This window comes from Candidatus Methylomirabilota bacterium, from assembly GCA_028870115.1.
Taxonomy (GTDB): Bacteria; Methylomirabilota; Methylomirabilia; order Methylomirabilales; family Methylomirabilaceae; genus Methylomirabilis.
The window spans coordinates 1-21,135 of sequence record JAGWQH010000047.1; the positions used below are offsets into that span (position 1 = coordinate 1).

24 protein-coding genes and 1 CRISPR repeat array are annotated in these 21,135 nt (G+C 60.1%); of the genes, 16 read left to right on the top strand and 8 right to left on the bottom strand.

Going from position 1 to position 21,135, the window contains the following annotated elements; translation table 11 throughout:
• The first annotated feature begins 14 nt into the window (after window positions 1-14).
• A CRISPR array of direct repeats spans window positions 15-376; the repeat unit is 32 nt; unit sequence GTCGCGCCCCGCGCGGGCGCGTGGATTGAAAC.
• A 73-nt stretch (window positions 377-449) separates the two neighbouring features.
• The 3 genes from KGL31_04990 (at window position 450) to KGL31_05000 (ending at window position 1,688) form a co-directional block, all read left to right on the top strand.
• Window positions 450-683, top strand: a complete 234-nt coding sequence (locus KGL31_04990) for a DUF433 domain-containing protein (protein ID MDE2321259.1) — start codon at window positions 450-452, stop codon at window positions 681-683.
• A 1-nt stretch (window position 684) separates the two neighbouring features.
• Window positions 685-1,050, top strand: coding sequence for a DUF5615 family PIN-like protein (locus KGL31_04995; protein ID MDE2321260.1), 366 nt, complete (start codon window positions 685-687; stop codon window positions 1,048-1,050).
• A gap of 275 nt (window positions 1,051-1,325) precedes the next feature.
• Complete coding sequence (locus tag KGL31_05000) at window positions 1,326-1,688, top strand: transcriptional regulator (protein ID MDE2321261.1); 363 nt, start codon at window positions 1,326-1,328, stop codon at window positions 1,686-1,688.
• Between the two features lie 1,507 nt (window positions 1,689-3,195).
• On the opposite strand, the gene KGL31_05005 is transcribed toward KGL31_05000, so the two are convergent.
• The 7 genes from KGL31_05005 to KGL31_05035 form a co-directional block, all read right to left on the bottom strand.
• Window positions 3,196-3,582, bottom strand: coding sequence for a type II toxin-antitoxin system death-on-curing family toxin (locus KGL31_05005; GenBank protein MDE2321262.1), 387 nt, complete (start codon window positions 3,580-3,582; stop codon window positions 3,196-3,198).
• Between the two features lie 3 nt (window positions 3,583-3,585).
• Window positions 3,586-3,813, bottom strand: a complete 228-nt coding sequence (locus KGL31_05010) for an AbrB/MazE/SpoVT family DNA-binding domain-containing protein (GenBank protein ID MDE2321263.1) — start codon at window positions 3,811-3,813, stop codon at window positions 3,586-3,588.
• A 216-nt stretch (window positions 3,814-4,029) separates the two neighbouring features.
• Window positions 4,030-4,437: a type II toxin-antitoxin system VapC family toxin gene (locus KGL31_05015; protein ID MDE2321264.1), complete on the bottom strand. Its 408-nt coding sequence runs from the start codon at window positions 4,435-4,437 to the stop codon at window positions 4,030-4,032.
• Window positions 4,412-4,663 carry an AbrB/MazE/SpoVT family DNA-binding domain-containing protein gene (locus KGL31_05020; protein ID MDE2321265.1) on the bottom strand — a complete coding sequence of 84 codons (252 nt, stop codon included), beginning with the start codon at window positions 4,661-4,663 and terminating at the stop codon, window positions 4,412-4,414. Before KGL31_05020 ends, KGL31_05015 begins: the two co-directional genes overlap by 26 nt.
• Before the next feature lie 325 nt (window positions 4,664-4,988).
• Window positions 4,989-5,438, bottom strand: coding sequence for a PIN domain-containing protein (locus tag KGL31_05025; protein MDE2321266.1), 450 nt, complete (start codon window positions 5,436-5,438; stop codon window positions 4,989-4,991).
• Complete coding sequence (locus KGL31_05030) at window positions 5,428-5,685, bottom strand: hypothetical protein (protein MDE2321267.1); 258 nt, start codon at window positions 5,683-5,685, stop codon at window positions 5,428-5,430. The genes KGL31_05025 and KGL31_05030 overlap by 11 nt, the downstream gene beginning before the upstream one ends.
• A 407-nt stretch (window positions 5,686-6,092) precedes the next feature.
• The gene (locus KGL31_05035) at window positions 6,093-6,326 is read right to left on the bottom strand and encodes a hypothetical protein (protein MDE2321268.1); all 234 of its coding nucleotides are present in this window, start codon (window positions 6,324-6,326) and stop codon (window positions 6,093-6,095) included.
• A gap of 187 nt (window positions 6,327-6,513) precedes the next feature.
• Between KGL31_05035 and KGL31_05040 the strand changes: the two genes are divergently transcribed.
• From KGL31_05040 to queG, 6 genes are all read left to right on the top strand, one after another.
• Window positions 6,514-6,792, top strand: a complete 279-nt coding sequence (locus KGL31_05040; protein ID MDE2321269.1) for a type II toxin-antitoxin system prevent-host-death family antitoxin — start codon at window positions 6,514-6,516, stop codon at window positions 6,790-6,792.
• Window positions 6,789-7,226, top strand: coding sequence for a type II toxin-antitoxin system VapC family toxin (locus KGL31_05045; protein MDE2321270.1), 438 nt, complete (start codon window positions 6,789-6,791; stop codon window positions 7,224-7,226). Before KGL31_05040 ends, KGL31_05045 begins: the two co-directional genes overlap by 4 nt.
• Window positions 7,227-7,298: 72 nt before the next feature.
• Window positions 7,299-9,305, top strand: a complete 2,007-nt coding sequence (locus KGL31_05050; GenBank protein MDE2321271.1) for an ABC-F family ATP-binding cassette domain-containing protein — start codon at window positions 7,299-7,301, stop codon at window positions 9,303-9,305.
• A gap of 226 nt (window positions 9,306-9,531) precedes the next feature.
• Complete coding sequence (locus tag KGL31_05055; GenBank protein ID MDE2321272.1) at window positions 9,532-10,167, top strand: hypothetical protein; 636 nt, start codon at window positions 9,532-9,534, stop codon at window positions 10,165-10,167.
• The gene (locus tag KGL31_05060) at window positions 10,164-10,922 is read left to right on the top strand and encodes a DUF72 domain-containing protein (GenBank protein ID MDE2321273.1); all 759 of its coding nucleotides are present in this window, start codon (window positions 10,164-10,166) and stop codon (window positions 10,920-10,922) included. Before KGL31_05055 ends, KGL31_05060 begins: the two co-directional genes overlap by 4 nt.
• Before the next feature lie 6 nt (window positions 10,923-10,928).
• Window positions 10,929-12,107, top strand: a complete 1,179-nt coding sequence (gene queG / locus KGL31_05065) for a tRNA epoxyqueuosine(34) reductase QueG (GenBank protein ID MDE2321274.1) — start codon at window positions 10,929-10,931, stop codon at window positions 12,105-12,107.
• On the opposite strand, the gene KGL31_05070 is transcribed toward queG, so the two are convergent.
• Complete coding sequence (locus KGL31_05070) at window positions 12,082-12,786, bottom strand: class I SAM-dependent methyltransferase (GenBank protein MDE2321275.1); 705 nt, start codon at window positions 12,784-12,786, stop codon at window positions 12,082-12,084. The genes queG and KGL31_05070 overlap by 26 nt on opposite strands.
• Before the next feature lie 374 nt (window positions 12,787-13,160).
• Between KGL31_05070 and KGL31_05075 the strand changes: the two genes are divergently transcribed.
• From KGL31_05075 to KGL31_05105, 7 genes are all read left to right on the top strand, one after another.
• Complete coding sequence (locus tag KGL31_05075; protein ID MDE2321276.1) at window positions 13,161-13,520, top strand: winged helix-turn-helix transcriptional regulator; 360 nt, start codon at window positions 13,161-13,163, stop codon at window positions 13,518-13,520.
• A 41-nt stretch (window positions 13,521-13,561) separates the two neighbouring features.
• A complete protein-coding gene (nuoB, locus tag KGL31_05080) occupies window positions 13,562-14,080 on the top strand; it encodes an NADH-quinone oxidoreductase subunit NuoB (protein ID MDE2321277.1) in 519 nt (172 codons plus the stop codon).
• Window positions 14,081-14,254: 174 nt separating this feature from the next.
• Window positions 14,255-16,294, top strand: coding sequence for a hydrogenase 4 subunit B (gene hyfB, locus KGL31_05085; GenBank protein MDE2321278.1), 2,040 nt, complete (start codon window positions 14,255-14,257; stop codon window positions 16,292-16,294).
• Between the two features lie 7 nt (window positions 16,295-16,301).
• Window positions 16,302-17,246, top strand: a complete 945-nt coding sequence (locus KGL31_05090; GenBank protein ID MDE2321279.1) for an NADH-quinone oxidoreductase subunit H — start codon at window positions 16,302-16,304, stop codon at window positions 17,244-17,246.
• A gap of 9 nt (window positions 17,247-17,255) precedes the next feature.
• Complete coding sequence (locus tag KGL31_05095; protein MDE2321280.1) at window positions 17,256-17,915, top strand: hydrogenase; 660 nt, start codon at window positions 17,256-17,258, stop codon at window positions 17,913-17,915.
• Window positions 17,912-19,372, top strand: coding sequence for a hydrogenase 4 subunit F (locus tag KGL31_05100; protein ID MDE2321281.1), 1,461 nt, complete (start codon window positions 17,912-17,914; stop codon window positions 19,370-19,372). The genes KGL31_05095 and KGL31_05100 overlap by 4 nt, the downstream gene beginning before the upstream one ends.
• Window positions 19,365-20,948, top strand: coding sequence for an NADH-quinone oxidoreductase subunit C (locus KGL31_05105; protein ID MDE2321282.1), 1,584 nt, complete (start codon window positions 19,365-19,367; stop codon window positions 20,946-20,948). Before KGL31_05100 ends, KGL31_05105 begins: the two co-directional genes overlap by 8 nt.
• Window positions 20,949-21,135 lie beyond the last annotated feature (187 nt).

Genomic DNA, 21,135 nt, shown 5'->3' on the forward strand with positions numbered 1-21,135 from the left:
AATGGAGCTTACCGGTCGCGCCCCGCGCGGGCGCGTGGATTGAAACCCCCCACATTCAGGACACTCACCGGCCAGCACCCGTCGCGCCCCGCGCGGGCGCGTGGATTGAAACCGGTCCCGTCTGCTGTGGCGTCGTGGGCGTGGCCGTCGCGCCCCGCGCGGGCGCGTGGATTGAAACAGCAGGCTAGCCAGAACATGAGCGACATGCGGGAGTCGCGCCCCGCGCGGGCGCGTGGATTGAAACGACCCTAGCCTACCTGTCTTGTCTCCGTCCGGTAGTCGCGCCCCGCGCGGGCGCGTGGATTGAAACTTCGTCGGGATGCAGCAACGGCGCAAAGGCAGCCGTCGCGCCCCGCGCGGGCGCGTGGATTGAAACTTGTGCGGTGGCTGTACGTGGATGTATGATGACTTCAATGCTGATCTCATCATCATTAGGTGGAGGTGTGGTTATGGAATGGAAAGATCGAATCGTTACGGACCCTGGAGTCTGCGGCGGGCGCCCGCGGCTCAAGGGTACCCGTCTGACCGTCGAGTTTCTTTTAGGCTTGAAGGCGGCGGGGTGGAGCGAGAAACAGATCCTCGACAACTACCCTCACATCACTCTGGAGGACCTACAGGCCGTGTTCGCGTACGCGCAGACGATCATCCAGGACGAGATATTCTTATCGGCTCCGGCGGCCTGACGTGCTACTGGCAGATGAGAATGTTCCTGCTGCCACCATCGCCTGGCTCAGAGCCCAAGGCTATGATGTGCTGTCAATCCAGGAAGTCGCACCGGGGATCGCTGACGAGGCGGTACTCGGTATGGGTGCTGCGGACTCCCGGATTTTACTCACCTTCGATCGGGATTACGGCGAACTGATCTTCCGGCACCGAAAGCCGCCACCGCGCTCAGTGATTTATATCCGCATCTACCCGTCCACGGTGGACGAACTTAATGCTTTGCTCCTTCGACTGATTCGCGGTGATGCTGGAGTCGTGGATGGTCACATGATCGTTGTGAGCCAAGCGGGGATCAGGAAGCGTATGTTCCCGCACCCCATTGATTGACATCTCCATGATCGTGCTTCTACCATTCAAACCTATCCGATAAAGTACTTCCCGCGCGCGGGGGCGTGGATTGAAACATCGACGCGGCCGCCACGCACCCACATGACTACCACGTGGGATCGCTGCCATGGACGGTGCATGGTCCTGTATGATAACGAACGAGGCAAAGGGGATCATCGCCATTTCTGTGGGAAGGAAGCCCGCTATCACTTCCGGGATGTGGAGACGCTGGTTGCCCATTTTCAACGGGATATCAACCGCGTCAGGAGGAGTTCATGAGTCGTGGACAAATCAGGATTGGGGTCAAGGGTGAAGCCGCTATCAACCGGGAGTTTGTTGAGGCGTGGAAGCAGGCAGAACGAGGAGCGCTGAAAGAGCCGGAGGTCCACCTTTATTTCTTGAACGTGGCCACGTTACAGAGGGTCTTGTCGGACCGCCGCGTGGCGCTCTTGAAGGTCCTCCGCCAGATCGGGCCGTCCAGTATCCGCAATCTAGCCATGCAGGTCCAGCGCGACTACCGTAATGTGTACGACGACCTCCAATTGTTGCTCAAGGCCGGCCTGGTCGAGAAAGATGCCCGCAACCGCGTGATGGTGCCTTGGGACAAGATTCAGACCGAGATCGACCTGGCCGCATAGCGGCGACCTGTCGGCGTGGACCACACAGGCAGGCCCTCAGGTCTGGCGAAGGCGTGTGCCCCGCGCGCGGGGGCGTGGATTGAAACCGGTGAGGAACGTTAGGAGCTTGAGGATATCTGCGTCGATAGCGGGTCCTTCACGCGTTTGGTATACCCCCCCACCCGCACCCTCCCCCTCGATGGGGGGAGGGGAGCCAGCTCAGATGATCACAGTGGGCCACATCAAGTTGCAAACACCCGTTATTCCGCCTGCCTGTGCGTCTCCGCACGCAGACAGGTGCGTGACGCGCCTGCCTCGCACGTGATACGGGGGAATCCAGTCAGGCTCGCTGGATACCGGCTTTCGCCGGTATGACGAACTCGCGGCCAGCAGCGGGGAATGAACCCCCTGTAGATTGAAACTGGCTCTGGGTCTGGATCGGGATCGCCGGTCGCCCCCCGCGCGGGCGCGTGGATTGAAATGGGCCGGGCATTGGATTCTCTCCGATTGCTATGATACGATCTCGTATGCGCATAGTTAGTGGATCGAGAAAAGGCATTGAAACTCACCGACCTGCGCGTGCTGGTAAGATTGGCGTGAAAAACCCGACTTCTAAGCGTCCACAGTGCATCGTGATTGCCGGGCCGAATGGTGCGGGGAAGACCACGTTTGCTAGAGAGTTTCTGCCTCGCGAGGTGGACGTGATTCACTTTGTGAATGCCGACCTCATTGCCGGTGGACTGTCACCCCTTCGCCCGGAATTAGCGGCACGACAAGCGGGAAGACTGGTACTGTCTGAACTGGAGAGGCTGGCCAAGTCCCGTGAAGATTTCGCTTTTGAAGCACCTTAAGCGGACGGACCTATCTCAGGCTACTGAACCGATGGAGGGCCGTCGGGTATCGGATTGACATGGTGTTCCTCTGGCTCCCTTCGGTCCAGCTTGCGCTCCAGCGTATTGCTGCCCGTGTGCGGCAGGGAGGACACACCGTCCCACGCGCCGATGTAGTCCGGCGCTTTGATCGAAGTTGGACGAATTTTCGCGGCGCTTATCGACCGCTGGCAGATACTTGGGCTGTATATGACAATTCAGGGGAGGCTCCACGATTATTGGAGGAAGGTCCATGAAGCCTGCGAATGGCACGGCGGAGACTGAGGCATTTGTGCGGGCGGTTGGACGCGCGCTGCGGCGGGCCGCCAAAGTGGCGCGGAAAACGGCACAGGTCCACCATACACCTATCTATATTTGGCAAGACGGCAAAGTCGTAGCAAGGAAACCTTAAGGTGAGAAAATAACCTGGGCCTGGCGCAGGTGAAGCCACCGCCGGCACAGAGGCTTGGCCCCCACCGCTGTTTCCGCGGCATTCGTACCGTGGCCTCATTGAAGCTCAAGATTCTATCGTTGACCCTCCCTTAGCCCTCCCCTGGATCGCGCCCCGCGGGCGCGTGGATTGAAACTGCTGGAGGGGCACGTTGCAACGTGCCCCTACTGACCGGCTACGTCCGCCCTGGAGTCGCGCCGGTGCGACGCTAACGGTGGGAGTGTGTTTTGAGAAACGCGGCGATCGCGGCTTTGTTGAGTCGTCCCCGCGCAACCTCCAGAACGACCAGTTCGAAATCGGTTTCGGGGGCGGCAAGCGTCAGCCCGTTGAGCTTGAGGAATGTGAAAGCACCCATCGATCCGACGCGCTTGTTGCCATCGATAAATGGGTGGTTTTGTACGATATGGAATAGGTAGGCAGCGGCCATCTCGAAGAGATCAGCGTGCAGAAACTCGTTCCCAAAGCCGGCCTGAGGCATGGCAACAGCCGACTGCAACAGGCCCATATCGCGGATGCCGGCGCTTCCGCCATACCGTTCGATCATGTCCCAATGGATCTCGATGACCTCATCAAGACTGAGGAAGACGGGCGCCATTCGCTAATCTGCCAAACGTTTGAGCATCTTTCCGTATTTCCGGTGTCCTTCCGCAAGTGCAGCGCGAAACCGTTTCTGTCTCTCCGGGTCCATTACCGGGGTGACGATCAGGCATTTCCCGTCGGTTGTTATCGATAGGGGAGTGTCGGCATTGATCTCAAGAAGGTCTAATACCCCACGATCGATCACAAGAGCCAAGCTATTGCCATGCTTGGTCAGGTGCTTCACCATGACGATCCCTCCTCTCATGATATCTTAACGTACTAACAGTGTAGTACCATCCCTGTCCAGTGTCAAATCGCTTGGTCAACTTGATTTGGCGACACGGTACAATAACCAGACTTCTACGTAGCCTTGTTATCAAGAGTCGCCCCCGCGGGGGGCGTGGATTAAAAGGGGTAGCAGTGTGAGGCGATGATAAGCGACGAGTGAGGCGTGATGGTGCAGTTATCCGGCAAGCCAGCGGATCTTGATGAGATGCTCGACGGCCCGAAACTCCTGATCGCTGGTGAGGATGGTCGCGTTGATCCGCTGGGCCGTCGCCACACAGAAGGCATCGGCATACGAGACGGTGTACTCGCTTTTAATCTCGGCCGCTGCCCGTACCAAGGGGAGGTCCAGGGGTACCAGTTCCAGCGGTAACTGCTCCAGCCGACCCAGGGCTTCCTCCGCCTTGGCCGCTCCGACCCGGCGCTTGGCGACGTAGAAGAATTCTCCCCAGTTGATCCAATTGAGGAACGCCCGCGAGTTGGCCTTCTCCTGTTCGTAGAGGGCCGCTTGCACGCGCTGCCAGCCCGGTTCTTTGTGAAACAGCGCAACGAGCGCGAAACTATCGAGCACGAACTTTTCGCTCACGGCGGATTTCCTCCTGATGGTCGCGGCGGAGATCGGCCGTCAGCGAGAATGCCCCTTCGAGAAAACCCGTGGCGGCGGCGATTGGATCAGGCGGAACCGGTGAGAGGATCAGCCGCCCCGCTTCCTCGGCCAACTGGATCTTCGCGCCCGGCTTCAAGCCGAACTTGCGGCGAAGCGCCTTGGGAATGAGAACCTGCCCCTTTTCAGAGAGGTGGGTAATGGGCATCGTAATTCCTCCATTCTTAAAAAATGCTAACATAATGATATATTGTATGCAATCGCCTTCTTCTATTCCCCAAAAACCAGAGATGTCCGAACTGATATGTTTCGAGGTCTCGGAGCTGCAGCCCCAGTGTAGCGGCAACCCCCCCAACTCCGCAGGTCGCCCCTCGCGCGGGCGCGTGGATTGCTCCGTGTTCCTATTGCGTTGTCAATGCGAGGACTTCCCCTACCTGATGGTAAGGGGGCGCTTGACTTGACCTGGAGTCACTTTCTGAAGGCCGCCAGAGTGCCAGATCAGGCTGGGTTCGTCTTTGACATCGGTCGGGCGGTCAACACCAATCCTCGAGGCGAAAGCTGGCGGCGAACGGGTTGATGAATTGAATACCTTCCAATGTCCGGTTTGTGCTGAAGTCCTCGCTGAAGATGACGGGGATCTGATTCAATCGGGCGGTGGCCCAGATTTGCGCATCCCAAAAGGAAAGTTGGTGCGATTGGACGCCGCGTGCCGCCTCCAGCACAATCAGTCCCGTCACCTCCAGCACGGGCCAGCTCAGCAGGTAGTGTTGGATCCTCTCGGTTGCCGCAGCCGCCCCTATTGGAACCGTCAGCTTACGGGTAAGCGTGACGAACAGCTCTCCCAGGACCTGGGTGCTGAGAACCCCTCGTTCCCGCATGGCCAGGACGTCCAGCACAGCCAAGGCTTGGCATTGCTTGGCCGGTTCCGAGCGGTCGTAGGCATACGCCAGGACGTTGGTATCCACAAAGACCTCAGCGGTCATGGAGTCCATCTCGCGTCCATGTTCGTTTGCCAGGGACGGCGCCGTCTCGGATCAACCGCTCGATATAGGCTCGTTCCCGCTTCCAGACGGCTGGATCCAGGCGACGGGGGACAAGATGAGAGGCCTGCTGATCGACGGCGCGCCGGATGAGTTCCGCCTCGGACAGACTCAGATCATGAGCGAGCTGTTTCAGGAGCTGAGCGTGACGGGGATCGAGATAGATCTGCTTGCGAATCTTCTGTGTCATGATTCATCCTCCTCCACATATACATTGCAATATACATCACTCGTGTTGACCGGACAAGAGAAAGTTGATGAAGGATGAGGCTGTGGAGCCAGGAGAACGGCCTGTTGCGGCGGAGGGAAGCCAACTCAGATGATCACAGTGAGCAACATCAAGTTGGCACACACACGTTATTCCGCCTGCCTGTGCGTCTCCGCACGCAGACAGGTGCGTGGCGAGCCTGCCTCGCACGTAATACGGGGGAATCCAGTCAGGCTCTCTGGATACCGGCTTTCGCCGGTATGACGAACTCGCGACGAACCCACCGGCTGCGATCGTGCCTCTTCGTCAGAGAGCTACAGGGAGTGAATGAGTTAGAAACGAGAGTGGACCCATGTTGACGCCGATACTGGCATCGACCACATAGGCGCTCACCGATTGCGATCTTCTCGGATGAGCACTGCGCTGTCACTAAATCGGCGACCGGAGCGTTTGAAGCGGTTGAAGATGCGATCGATACGCTTCCACGCAGCGTCAGAGTCAGGCACTGCTTCCTCAAGGATCTTCTTCGCCTCGGCTTGCAGCGAGCGTTTGTGTTGGGCCGCTCGGCTCTTGAGTCGCTGCACGACTCGATCATCCAGATCACGGACCAGGAGTTGTGCCATACACCACCTCCTTATTTTCGAGCGAACGACCGCTAGCAAAATGATAGCGCACGGCCTATGCCTGGTCAAGCCGCTTTTAGACGTTCTGGGATGACGGGTTGGCTAGGGGACTCCCATGGATTTGACATCATGTGACCACACTGTTATATAATGAGGTCACGATAAAGGGGGTGACGTCGTGGAAGGAGTGACGAAGCACACGAGAGTCAGCATACGGGAACTCAAGAGCAGGCTGAGCCACTACCTGCGGCTGGTCAAGGCCGGAGAGTCGGTAGAGATCGCCGAGCGGGGAACGCCGATAGGCCGGATCGTGCCGACGATCCTGCCGATTGAAGGCCGCATCGAAGCGCTGGCCCAGTCGGGCCTCGTGCTCTGGAATAAGCGCAAGCTTACACCCTTGGCGCCCGTGGCCCGGGTCCGAGGAAAGCACACCGTGGCCGATCTGCTGATTGAGGACCGCGAGTGATCGCCTATCTCGACGCTAGCGCGCTTGTCAAGCGGTACGTGGCAGAGGCGGGTTCTGCGGAGGTTGGAGGGCTCATTGATCAGGCCGCGGTGGTCGGCACAGCGATCATCAGCCGAGCGGAAGTGGCCGCAGCGATGGCCAAGGCCGTTCGCATGGCGCTGTTGACGCGCAAGGAAGGGGCCTCCGCGCTACAGCTTTTCAGCGCTGAGTGGGACAGTCTTGTTCGCCTCCAGATGACGGAGGTTCTGGTGTCCCGTGCCGCATCTCTTGCTTGGGACTATGGCCTGCGCGGCTACGATGCGGCTCACTTGGCGTCCGCTCTGTTCTGGCAAGATATGCTGGGCGAGCCGGTTACGGTGGCGACCTATGACCGGCAACTCTGGAACGCCGCACAGGCGACCGGCCTGATTGCATGGCCACGGCTACTTCCATAAGCATCTTTCGGCCGATCGAGGGCCTCTATCATGTTTGACACCGCTACTTAAGTCCTCCTATACTGACACTATATGATCTCGATTCAGCAGGTATCCAAGCGCTTCGGCAGCCGCGTGCTGTTCAAAGACGTCTCTCTTCGGATCGGACTTGAGGACCGGGTCGCGCTGGTAGGACCCAACGGCGCGGGAAAGACGACGCTCCTGGAGATGATCGCGGGGAATATCACGCCCGACAGCGGAGTGATCGCGATCAACAACAAGGCCGTCATCGGCTACCTGACTCAGGAGCTGGAGGCCCATCAGGGCAAGTCCCTGCTTGAAGAGGTTCTGGTCGACGGCTCGGAGGCGTCGTCTATCGAGCGCCATCTCCGCCTTCTGGAGGAGGAGATCGCTACGGCCCCTCCGGAAGTAGTGGACGAACTGTTGTCCCATTACGGTGCGCTTCAGACCAAGTACGAACAGCTCGGCGGGTATTCCCTGGAGGCCAGAGCAAAGGAGATTCTCTTCGGCCTCGGTTTTAAGGAGAAGCACCTGTCCCGGCCTCTGGAGAATTTCTCCGGAGGCCAGAGGATGCGCGCATCGTTGGCCCAGATCCTCCTCTCCTCTCCGGACGCGCTCCTGCTGGATGAACCCACGAACCATCTGGATCTGGAGTCGGTCATCTGGCTGGAGAAGTTTCTGTCCGGATATGCCGGCGCGATCCTGCTCATCTCCCACGATCGGAATTTCATGAACCGCCTGGCCAACCGGGTGGTGGAAGTAGATCAACAACAACTGATCGCCTACACCGGCAACTACGACCAGTTCGTGGCGGCCAAGGCAGAGGCCCGGCAGATATTAGAGGCCACCGCGAAGAACCAGCAGAAAAAGATTGAGGACACCCGGGCCTTCATCGACCGCTTCCGGTATAAGGCCACCAAGGCTCGCCAGGTCCAGAGCCGGATCAAGTTACTGGAGAAGATGGACAAGGTGGAACTGGCCCCTGAGGCGAAACGGGTCCGGTTCTCATTTCCGGAGCCTCCACGGAGCGGCGAGACGGTCATCCGGCTGATCGATCTCGACAAGTCCTATGACGACAATCCGATCTACCGCGCCCTGAATGTCGAGCTTCGCCGGGGGGAACGGGTGGCCCTGACAGGCCCCAACGGGGCGGGGAAATCCACCCTGCTCAAGCTTCTGGCCGGCGTCCTGCCGTTCGAGAAGGGCGAACGGAGGCTGGGCCACAACGTGACCACAGCCTACTATGCCCAGCACCAGTTGGAACTCTTGAACCCGGCCAACACGCTCCTTGACGAGATCACGTCTGCCGCTCCCATGGAGGAGTCGTCCTTCCTCCGAGCGATTCTGGGGCGGTTTCTCTTTTCCGGGGATGATGTGAAGAAGAAGGTCGCCGTCCTCTCCGGCGGAGAGAAGAGCCGGCTGGCCCTGGCCAAGATGCTGATCCGTCCCGCCAACCTTCTACTGCTGGACGAGCCCACGAACCACCTGGACATCCCCTCCCGCGATGTGCTGGAAGAAGCGCTCCGCGACTTCTCCGGGACGATCTGCTTCATCACCCATGACCGGCATTTTATCCGGGCCGTGGCCAACAGAATCATCGATGTTCGGGACGGAGCGGCCACGCCGTATGCCGGGGATTACGATTATTTCCTCTATAAAAAGCAACTGATGGCGGAAGAGGCCGCCGGCAGCGGCCAAGCCGAATCCGGTTCTACAGGTCTGAATACCGGGGGTACAATCCGTTCCTCTCCAGATACCCCTGTCTCCCCGGCACAGGGACCCGGAGCGAAGGAGGAACGTTCGAAGGAACGGAAGACGAAGGAGCAGAAACGGGCTGAGGCCGAGGCGCGCAACCGGATGCACCGGAAGTCCAGCCCTCTTCTCTCGTCGCTGTCCAAGATCGAGGCGGAGGTGGCCGAGGCCGAAAAGGTTCTCCAGGATCTCTCCCAGGCTCTTGCCGACCCGGAGATCTACCAGAATAAGGAACGATGCCTTGAAACGCTGGATGCGCATACTCAGGCCAAGCGAAGGGTGACGGAATTGACGGCGGAATGGGATCGAATATCCGGTCTGATGTAGTCACTAACTGTCTCACAACTTTACGTTATCGAAGAATCCCTCCTGACCTCCCTTTGCCAAAGGGAGGATGTACCCCTCTTTGGAAAAGAGGGGTGGGGGGAGATTTTCATAATAGACTGAAGGCTGAAGGCGATAAGGATGGAAAAGTCTTGACAGCGGGGACTTGGCGTTCACAGTATAGTGGTGTGGGGAGGCGGACCTTTTCATGCACGGTCCGTGAGTACCGATGAGCACTCAACCGATTGGCGCCTGCCCGGCCTGTGGCGCGCGCAAGGTATCCGGAGCCAGCGCGTGCTGGCAGTGCGGCGCTGTATTCGCTGCGCTGCCGACCACGCCCGTGTCTCCTCGACGCTGGGACAAGGTGGCGTGGGTAGGGGTCATCCCCTTGGGGCTCTTCTTTCTGCCCTGGGTAATCGCCGGCCAATACGGGGTTCATCGGGTCATCTCGATTGCCGGCCTGGAGCTCGCCCTCGGCCGGACACTCAGAGGCCATACTATACCGCATGAGCCGCTTCTGTGGCTCATCCCCGGCGCATCGCTCCTGCTGGCCGCACTGGTGCTCCGGACCTATCGACGGACACCTGGATCCAGGCACTGGCTGCTCGTCGCCATCATCGCCTGGGTAGCCTTTCTGCTGCTTCTTGTCAAGGCGGTGCAGTGGCTGTGGGTTGGGCCGCCCCCTGTCCCCGAGACAGTCTGGGTCGTGCACTGGCTGACCACCGAATACCTCTTCACCGGCGCGACCTTCCTTATATCGGCCCTTGCCGCCACGCGAACCTGGATGGGCCCGAGCAGTCCTCGGCCACAGTCGTCTTCTTCTTCGTCAGAAGACACCCCATTTGATGAAGAGAAGATTCAGTGATCCAGGCCAAGATCGGGACCTGTGGCTTCGCCATGGGACAGCAGGAGTACTACAAAACCTTCCCGATTGTTGAGATCCAACAGACCTTTTACAAACTGCCGCGGGTCAGTACAGGCACGCGATGGCGGGCGGGAGCGCCGACCGGGTTCACATTTACGATGAAGGCATGGCAACTCATTACGCACGAGCCTTCAAGCCCGACCTATCGCCGCCTCGCCAAGCCGATCCCACCTGAATTGAAAGATCGTTACGGCGCGTTCCGGCCCACTGATGAAGTCATCGACGCCTGGACCCGGACGCGGGCGTTTGCGGCAGCCCTGGGCGCCACGGTCATCGTCTTTCAGTGCCCGCCAAGCTTTACGCCGACGCCCGAGCACATCGCAAACCTGCGCCACTTCTTCACCACGATCGACCGCGCCGGCTGGCAAGCGGCCTGGGAGCCGCGCGATGCCTGGGCACCCGATACGATCCGAGGTCTCTGCCGCGAATTAGACCTGATTCATGTCGTTGATCCGCTCAAGGAGACGGCGCTGTACGGCGTGATCCGCTACTACCGGCTGCACGGCCTCACCGGCTACCGATACGTCCACACCGATCAGGACCTTGAGCGGCTGAAGGCCGCATGCGAGGGCACCCTACCGACCTACTGTCTGTTCAATAATCTCTTTATGGCCGAGGATGCGGTTCGATTGCAGGCGCTGCTGGAGGAGAGAACGGACGTGTTGCGCCCGAGATTCGTGAAGGCGGTGCGGTAAGCGCACATGGACGTAAAGCAGCGGGAACCCGACACGGTCACATCTACCCCTGGGCAGTTGGCTCAGGCGATCAAAGAGGAGGCCCACAGCCTGGGATTTGAGTTGGTCGGCATCTCGCCGGTCAGCGACCCTCCCCATGAACAGTCATTCGCCGACTGGCTGCAAGAGGGATATAGCGGCGAGATGGCCTATATGGCGCGGACCGAGCAGGCGCGACGCCACCCGGACACTTGGCTTCCGTGGGCGCGCTCGGTCGTCGCTGTTGCCATCAACTATTACACCCCATTCCCGCGCGAGACAGACCATACCGACGTACCCAAGGGATGGATCTCCCGCTATGCGTGGGGGGACGACTATCACACGATGATGGAGAGCCGGCTTGCCACCCTGCTCGACCGGATTCGTCATGCCGTCGGCGAGGAGGTCCAGGGCAAGGTGTACGTCGATACCGGGCCGGTATTGGAGCGGGAGGTCGCCGGTCTGGCGGGGATCGGGTGGATCGGCAAGAATACGCTCCTCATCTCCCCGAAGCATGGCTCATATTTTTTTCTGGGCGAGCTGTTTCTCAGCCTGGATCTGCCGCCGGACCAGCCGATCAAGAATCGGTGCGGCTCGTGCGATCTGTGCCTGAAGGCCTGTCCGACTGACGCCTTTGTCGGCCCCTATCGGCTGGATGCCCGCCGTTGCATCTCGTACCTGACGATCGAGCTGAAAGGCAGCATCCCGACCGAGATACGGTCGTTGATCGGCAACCACGTCTTTGGCTGTGATATCTGCCAGGAGGTCTGCCCGTACAATGTCAATATCGGAGCCTCAGTAGAGCCCACTTTTCACCCCCGTGAGGGTCTGCATGCGCCGGAGCTGATCCCTCTCCTTGCGCTCGACGACGACCAGTTTCGGTCGCGGTTCAAGGGGAGCCCCATTAAGCGTTCAAAACGGCGCGGCTTTCTGCGAAACGTGGCCGTCGCGCTTGGCAACCTGGACGCCGAGACATCGGTCCCGGCTCTGGCGACACTCCTCTCTGATCCGGAGCCGCTGGTCCGAGGTCACGCCGCCTGGGCCTTGGGACGGATCGGCACGGCTGAGGCGCGCGCGGCGCTCGGCGAGGCGCGTACCCGCGAGACCGATCCCGACGCACAAAGGGAGATTGCCCAGGCGCTTACCGCCTGCGCGCTTTCACAGTAACACGGGCCCTGATCGTCAGCTCTCTCCCGCCGCGCTCCAGATAGGCGAGAAACCCCTCCCACCGACTATCGGCCTTCCATTTCCCGATGAGATCTAGGGCCTCCATGTAGGCCAGGGCGTCAGCCGCAGCGGCAAAGGACAGTGTTTCATGCTCGGTCTCGAGATAGGCGGGCTCGAATCCCGTTGTGGCGAGCACCGCTTCAACATCCTGTTCTCCGTAGGCAAATCGCGAACTCCTGCCGCTCTCTTTCCATTGGTCCCGGTGAAGGGTCGAAAAGGCGATGCAGCGGCCCGGCGCCAGAACCGCGGCCGCCCGTCGAAGGATCTCGTCTGACATGCAGAGATGGGCGACCACCAGGTCGATCGCACCAAACTCACCGTAGTCGGTCCGCTCCGCGTCGCAGCGCACGAACGTGACGTGGTCAAGACCGCGGGCGCGGGCTTGCCGACTGGCCTGCTCGATAGCCTGCTCCGACCAGTCGATCCCGATAATCCGACCGGCCTCTTCTGCCAGGGCAAAGGTCAAGCGCCCATTGCCGCACCCGACATCCAGAACGATCCGCTCGCGTAACGGCTCTTGCCGTATCAGCCGCAGGAGCGTTTCGCTGAGAATGCTGTGTTTCGCCTCGTGCCCTTCGCCGGGCCGATAGATTCTTTCGATCCGCCGCCGTTTCCACATTCCGATATGCTCCTGGGTATGGCAGGCAGCCGTCACTCTCCCGCCTCTCGAAACGACCCTGCCGGTCGCTGCCGGGCGGCAGCCTTCGGAAATTCCCTCGCAGACTCGGTCAGTTTCCGTATTCCTTCCCGGCCGCGACTCGGTGGGTACCCCGCTCCTCCGGCGAAGGTCGTTCCGGCTCCTGCCATACCCGTAAGATTTCCGGAACAGCTATTTTTAATCGTATCGCGTGTCAGTATCCCAAAACTGTGGGTGTTTTGGAAAGGGTGAAGATAGGGGCTGACGCCGAGACCTTGACGAGCGTGAACAAATGGTGTACATATATGAATACTTGCAGATGCAATAATGCGCAATTGTGTGAGTATCCGAAAGCCATGAGACAACAACTGAGCAACTTCAAGGCGGACTTCTTTAAAGCGCTGGCGCACCCACTGAGGATCTCGATCCTTGATGCGCTCCGCAATGGAGAGTTCACGGTGAACGAGATCAGTCAGCGATTCTCGATTGAGCCCGCCAACGCCTCGCAGCAGCTTGCGGTCCTTCGTAATAAGGGGATTGTGGTGGCCCGCAAAGAGGGATCGAATGTTTACTATTCCGTAAGCGACCCGTCGATCTTTAAGCTGCTCGACGCGGCCAGGGAAATCTTCAATAACCACCTGATCGGCGTTCGCGGGATGCTTGAGGAGATACGGCTCGAGCGGACACATACACCCAAGCGACGCGGAGAGGGATAAGAACATCGCCGCAGTGAGGTGACAGGAGAACGCGGATTGAGATGCTGACACTGGTGAGAAAGATCTGGACCACACCGGTGGTAACTGAGCCGCCAGTCAGGACGCATGACGATAGACAGATCGAGGCCGTCGCGCGCCAGGTTGACGAGCGCGCGCGGCGCCTCTTCGGCCGCTCACTCCACATCCGAGAGGTGGATGCGGGCTCGTGCAACGGGTGCGAGTTGGAGATCGGGGCGCTGAATAATCCCTACTATGACTTGGAGCGGTTTGGAATGCACTTCGTCGCCTCACCGCGCCATGCGGATTGTCTGCTGGTCACCGGTCCGGTCACACGCAATATGGCCGATCCCCTCAAGCGCACCTATGACGCGATCCCTGATCCGAAGATCGTCGTCGCCGTCGGCGACTGCGCCAGGGATTGCGGGATCTTCGCGGGCGGCTATGGGGTGGTAGGACCCGTGTCGGCCGTTGTGCCGGTCGATGTGGTCGTCGGCGGCTGCCCGCCGCCCCCGCTGATGATCCTGGCCGGGATCCTGACGGCACTCGAGAGACGCGAGTAACCATATTAACAGTCTCATAATTGTTCGATATCCATTGAGAAAATCTCCCCTCACCCCTCTTTTCCAAAGAGGGGTAAATCCTCCCTTTGGCAAAGGGAGGTGAGGAGGGATGTTCGATAATGTAAAACTATTTATGCGACCGTTAATTTATTCGACCCAAGGATGGCTCGGTAAGTGACGATGGCGCTGAATGAGGCGGTGATGCTGAACCTGCTGCTCCTGACGCTCGGGGGCTTCGGCGCAGGCGCCGCGGGGGCGGTACTGGCGGCGCGCCGGCCGCGCGTCTCGCGGTTGGCGGCGCACGTGTGCGCGCTCATTGGCGCCGTGGCCGCCTTCGCGCTGGGCGCGGCAGGCTTGGCGGGCGGCGCGCTGGATGTCATGATCCCGGCGCTTATCCCCGTCGGCGGACTCTCCCTCGGAATGGATCGCCTCAGCGCGTTCTTTGTCCTGGTGATTGCGGTGGCGGCGGTCCCGTCCGCGGTCTATGCCATCGCCTACACCCGCACCTATGAGGGAAAAGCTTCGCTGGCGGGAATGGGTCTTGGATTCAACGCCTTCCTGGCCGGCATGGTGCTGGTCGCTTTGGCGCGCAACGTGCTGACATTTCTGGTCATGTGGGAAGCGATGTCGCTGGCGTCATATTTCCTCGTGATGACAGAGGCTGAGCATAGGGAAACACAGCACGCGGGCTGGATCTATCTGGTGATGACGCACGCAGGCTTCGCCTGCCTGCTGATCGGCTTTCTCTTGATGGCGCGCGCGACGGGCACGATGGATCTGAGCGGATGGCGGGCCGCATCGGCGGCATTGAGCGGTCCAATGCGCCATGCGGTGTTCATCCTGCTGGCGCTCGGCTTTGGGGCAAAGGCAGGCGTGGTTCCCTTGCACATCTGGCTTCCGAAAGCCCATCCGGCGGCGCCCAGTCACGTATCCGCCCTGATGTCGGGGGTGATGATCAAACTCGGCATCTACGGCCTTGTCCGAATCGGATTTGATTGGCTTGGGGTCGGCGCATCCTGGTGGGGCGGCGCAATACTGGTCGTCGCGGCGGTAAGCGCGGTGCTCGGCGTACTGTATGCGTTGGTCGAACAGGATCTCAAATGCCTGCTCGCCTATTCCAGCGTCGAGAATATCGGCATCATCCTACTCGGGGTGGGGGCCGGGATGCTGTTCCAGAGCTACCACCTCGACGCCCTGGCCTCACTGGCGCTGGTAGCGAGCCTGTACCATACATTGAATCACGCGACGTTCAAGCCCCTTCTCTTCATGGGTGCAGGCGCCGTTGTGCATGCAACCGGAACCCGCAATATGGAGGAGATGGGCGGGCTCATCAAGCGAATGCCGCAGACTGCCGCATATTTCCTCGTCGGATCGGTGGCGATTGCGGCGCTGCCGCCGTTCAACGGCTTTATCAGCGAATGGCTGATGTTTCAATCGCTTCTCCTCAGCTTCCAGATCTCCGCAACAGGAACCAATCTGCTCTTCGCGTTGTCGATCGCCGCGCTCGCGTTAACCAGCGGGCTCGCGGCCGCCTGTTTTGTAAAAGCCTTTGGTATTACCTTTTTGGCGCTCCCGCGCAGCACACAGGCCGACCAGGCGCGAGAGGCGCCGCGGATGATGCGTGGGACGATGGCGATATCAGCGGTCGTATGCCTGGCGCTCGGGGTCGCGCCGGTGGGCATTGTGCGCCTCTTAAATACGACAGCGGCCGACCTGACAGGCGCGCATGCGGACGTGCGCTTCAACTGGAACGTCATTGTCGCCAATGACGCGTTCGCGATGGTATCGCCGCTGTGGATCGCGGCTGCTCTCGTGTTGCTGCTTGTGCTGGTTCCGGTGGTCTTACGCGTCATCGGCGCGAACACAAGATGGCGCGCGTACGAGACATGGGGGTGCGGACGCGCGTTGCAGACGTCGCGTTTTGAGTATACGGCGACGGCATTCGCCAATCCGTTCAAGCGGGTGTTTGGTCTGTTGTACCGTCCGGTGAAAGAGCTGGACATTCAGTTCCATCCGGAATCTCGAATGTTCGTGGAGACCATCACCTACCGCAATGAGGCGCGTTCAATATTCGAGGAGGCGCTGTATGGCCCGTTGTCACGGCTTGTGCAGCGCGGCGCGCAGCGGGCGCGCATCGTACAGTCGGGGAACGTGCATCTGTATTTGTTGTATATCTTCGCGGCGCTGGTGGTCCTCCTGGCGCTGGCGGGTTAGCGAGCGGATGCTCACACAGATTCTGATCGAAGTGATCCAGTTGCTCCTGGTCGGACTTGGCGCGCCGCTCCTGGTGGGACTGGTTCGGCGGGTCAAAGCGCGGCTGCAAGGACGGCGTGGGGCAGGCGTGCTGCAGCCGTACGCCGATCTACGCAAGCTCCTGGTGAAAGAGACGATTGTGTCCGAGACCACCTCGTGGATCTTTTGGTTTACACCCTATCTGCTTGCGGCGACGATGCTGTTCTCAGCACTTCTCGTTCCGCTACTTACAACCCGGACGCCGCTCGGCTTTCTCGGCAATATCATCGTACTGATGTATCTCTTCCTGCTCGGCACCTTCTTTCTGGCGCTGGCGGGTCTCGATGCCGGAAGCGCGTTCGGCGGCATGGGATCGAGCCGTGAGATGGCCGTTGCCGCCCTGGCTGAGCCGACCGTGATGATCGCGATCTTCGCGATAGCCCTGCGCGCCGGCAATACTGGTCTCGATGAGATTGTCAGACGCGGCGCATCCGATTCGCTTTTGCTGCTGACCCCCGGGCACCTGCTGGCATTTATGGCGTTCTTCATCGTAGCCCTTGCAGAGACGGGGCGATTACCGGTTGATAATCCCGCGACACACCTGGAACTGACGATGATCCATGAGGCGATGGTTCTGGAGTACTCGGGGCGGCACCTCATGCTGATCGAGTGGGCCGCAGGGATGAAGTTGCTGATCTTCCTGGCGCTGCTCTCGAACTTATTTTTCCCGTGGGGTGTTGCGTTGACGGTCACGCCGTTCGCGCTGGCGGTGGCCTTCGGTGCGCTGATCGTGAAGGTGGGCGCGCTCGCAGCAGGGATCGCGGCGCTCGAGACGGCGGTGGCCAAGTTGCGGCTGTTCCGGCTGCCGGCGCTGTTGAGCGGATCGTTTGCGCTCGCTCTGTTGGCCGTCATCTCGTTTTTGTTCGTCAAATAGGGTAGGCAAATGGTTACCGAACTCTTTCCAAGGCTGGTCACGTTACTCTCGTTCGCGGCGCTTGGCACGGCGTTTCTGCTGATCGTGTGCCGGGACCTGGCCGGACAGGTCAGACTATTCGCGGGGCAATCACTCATCCTGACCATTCTGGCGGCAGTCGTCGCCGCGTTCACGAGAAGTGCTGAATTGGCCAGTGTTGCGCTGGCGCTGGCGCTCTTAAAAGTGTTCATCATTCCGCGTGTGCTTACACGCGCGGTGGTCAAGATCGGTTTGCAGCCGGCCGCCTTGCCGTATCTGGGTACGCCCGCGGCGCTGGTGGTGTGCGGAGGCTTGGTGACGATTGCGTTTTACGTGATGGCTCCTGTCGCCGCGTCCAACCCGCTCCCTACCGCTGAGGCTATTCCGATCGCCTTTGCCGGCGTGCTTATCGGCTTTTTCGTGATGGTGAATCGTCGGCGCGCATTGACGCAGATCCTCGGCTTCTTAATGCTGGAGAACAGCATATTCCTACTCGCGCTGCTGGCCACGTATGGGGTGCCGTTCATCGTGGAGATGGGAGTGTTCCTCGATGTGCTGGTTGTTGTGCTGATCATGGAGGTGTTCATCTATCGCATCAAAGAGAATTTTGATTCGATTGAGGTGGACCGGTTAGGGAGGCTCAAGGGGTGATACTGGGCGCGCTGGTGCTTATGCCGCTGATCGCGGCAGCCCTCCTGGTCCTAGCACGCCAGCGGACGTGGCTCGAGTGTATCCACGCGCTCGCAGCGCTTGGCGGACTGGCCGCCGGTCTCATTATTGCCACGCGAGTGTGGCGGGGCGAGGTGCCTACTGCCGTCTGGGGACTGCTTCGCGCAGATGGGCTCTCGGCGTTGATGGTCGTCGTGATCACCCTGTTGGGAGCGATCGCCGCGCTGAACGGGCTCGGTTATATCCGGGCGGAATACGACGATACGCATCTCGCCCGCGTACGCAGTTTCTTCGCGCTATTTCACGTCTTTATCTTTACCATGCTCCTAGCGGTCACGACCGATAACCTCGGCATCATGTGGGTGGCGATTGAAGGGACGACATTAGCGACCGCCTTTCTGGTCAACCTGCACAACACGCCGGGATCGTTGGAGGCAGCTTATAAATATCTTATCCTCTCCTCGGTAGGCATCGCGCTCGCCTTCATCGGCACAGCGCTGATGTATTACGCCGGCGCCTCGCACGCAGGCGAGATTGCAGTGAATTGGACCTCTCTCCGAGCCGCCGCGTCATCGTTGAATCCCCAGGTGGTTCGGCTCGCCTTCGCCTTCATCCTTGTCGGCTACGGCACAAAGGCGGGTCTGGCGCCGATGCATACGTGGCTGCCGGATGCTCATAGTGAGGCGCCCGCTCCGATCAGTGCATTGATGTCCGGCGTCCTGCTCAACGTGGGACTGTACGCGCTGATACGTTTCAAGGTGGTGACGGACATCGCGGTCGGCGTACACTTCGCCGGCCCTTGGCTTTTAGGTATCGGATTGCTCTCGCTCACAGTGGCCGCGGCCTTTCTTGTTGCATCGCGCAATTACAAGCGCATGCTGGCCTATTCAAGCGTCGAACACGTCGGCATGATCTGCATGGGATTGGGCTTTGGGGGTTACTGGGGCGTACTGGGCGCCCTCCTGCACATAATCAATCATGCGCTGTCAAAGTCGTCGTTATTCATCCTGTCGGGAAACATCCTGCTGAAATATCAGACCACCGATATCCGGCGAGTGCGCGGGCTGTTGCGGGCGTCGCCGTTGACGGCCGGCGCCTTTGCAGCGGGTACGCTTGCGCTGCTGGGTCTCCCCCCCTTCGGACTATTCATGAGTGAGTTCCTTATCTTTCGCGCGGGCGTGGAGAGCGGACCCATGTGGGTGGTGATGCTGGGGGTGGCGCTGCTCGCCGTCGTGTTCGCCGGTATGCTCGGCAGCGTGAACCAGATGCTCTACGGGGCGCCCCCCGAGAAGGTGGAGCACGGAGATGTGCTCAGATGGTCGTTGGCGCCGCTCGCGGTCAATTTCGCCTTGTTGCTTGTGCTCGGACTGACGTTCCCGCACACGATTGCAGAGGCCCTGGAGCAGGCGCTCAGGGTGCTCGGGGTCTCCCATGCCTGATCTGAATAGTGTCACCCGGCAGCTTCACGCGACGACGCTGAAGCTGACCGACCTTCGGATGCACCCTCCGCGGGAGGTGCGAGTAAGTGTCGAACGGGACGAGATACCCGCGTTTGCTGATTATGTGCGTGACAGGTTTTGTGCGAAACCTGAACTGATCGTAGCCGAGGATACACGCGCGGAGCGCGACACCTTTACGTTACGCTACCTCTTCGAGATCGAAAGCGCCGATCTGTTCATCGTCGCGTCGGTGACAGTCCCGGAGGGTGACCGCCGATTCCCATCGCTGGCGACCCGCTGGTATCTGGCCAGCCGTTTCGAGCGCGAGATTCATGATCTGTTTGGCCTTGTACCGACCGGTCACCCCGACCTGCGCCGCCTGCCGTTGCATCAGTTCTGGCCCACAGCGTATCACCCCCTGCTGAAGGATGCCTCGTCGCCCCCTGCATTTGCGGACGATGGCACACCCTTCCCGTTTCGCCGCGTTGAGGGCGAGGGGATCCATGAAATCACCGTGGGCCCAGTGCATGCGAGCGTCATCGAGCCCGGCCATTTCCGATTCAGTGTCGAGGGCGAAACCATTGTCAATCTCGAGTCCCGGCTCTATTTCGTTCATAAAGGGATTGAGCGGCTATTTGAGACGCTCCCGCTCACCCGCGGGGTGGAACTGGCTGAACGGATTTCCGGGGACAGCAGCGTGGCGCACACGCTCGCGTTCTGTCAGGCGCTCGAATCGCTGGCGGCACTACAGATCCCACCTCGCGCAGCCTATCTGCGTGTGGCGCTGCTTGAACTTGAACGGCTCTACAATCACATCGCAGATGTCGGCGCGATCTGTACCGACACCGGCTTCGCGGTCGCCAATGCCCACGCGATGCGCCTGCGCGAAGATCTGCTCCGCTTGAATGCCCGATTGGTCGGCCATCGCTTGCTTCGCGGGACGCTGATTCCGGGTGGCGTGACGCACGATTTCACGGCGGAGCAGATCGCAGATGCGCGGGAGACGGTGGGGCGCACGGCGATTGACTTCGACGAAGTCGTAGAGATCGCGCTGAACAATGGTTTAGTGCTGGACCGCCTACACGGGACAGGGCGCCTGTCGAGAGAAACCGCACGCGAGTTGCAGGTCGTCGGGCTGGCGGCACGCGCCAGCGGGATCGATCGGGACGCCAGGCGGGATCATCCCTTTGCCGCGTATGCGGATCTGCCGCCGCATGTGCCGGTGTACAGTGAAGGCGATGTCTGGGCGCGACTGATGGTGCGGGTAGAGGAGGCGCGAGAGACCGCCAATCTGATTATACACGCATTGGATGGACTCCCTGACGGCAAAGTCTCGTCGCCGTTCCCGACACTACGGATAGGGGCGAGCGGGTTTGGCCTCGTTGAGGGGTGGCGCGGTCCGATCTGGCACTGGCTTGTCGCCGGTGAGCAGAATCGGCTTACGCGCGTGAAGATCAAAGATCCGTCATTCGCCAACTGGCCGGCGCTTCATTACGCCATTCTGAAAAATATCGTGCCCGATTTTCCGCTCGTCAATAAGAGCTTCAACCTCTCATACGCGGGGAATGATTTGTAGGCTTGCGCCCTCCGAATCCTCCGCCCCTCTCATGTCCTGCCGGGCGATCCCCTTTTCGTTCTCACCGCTCAAGGGGGGCAGTATAAGGCTTATCGACAATGCAAAACTTCTTGCCTTCGGTGGGGCGCTCTGATATAAGGCGAAGGCATCTTCGGTCGATCCTGTAGGGGCGCTGCCTGTGGTGCGT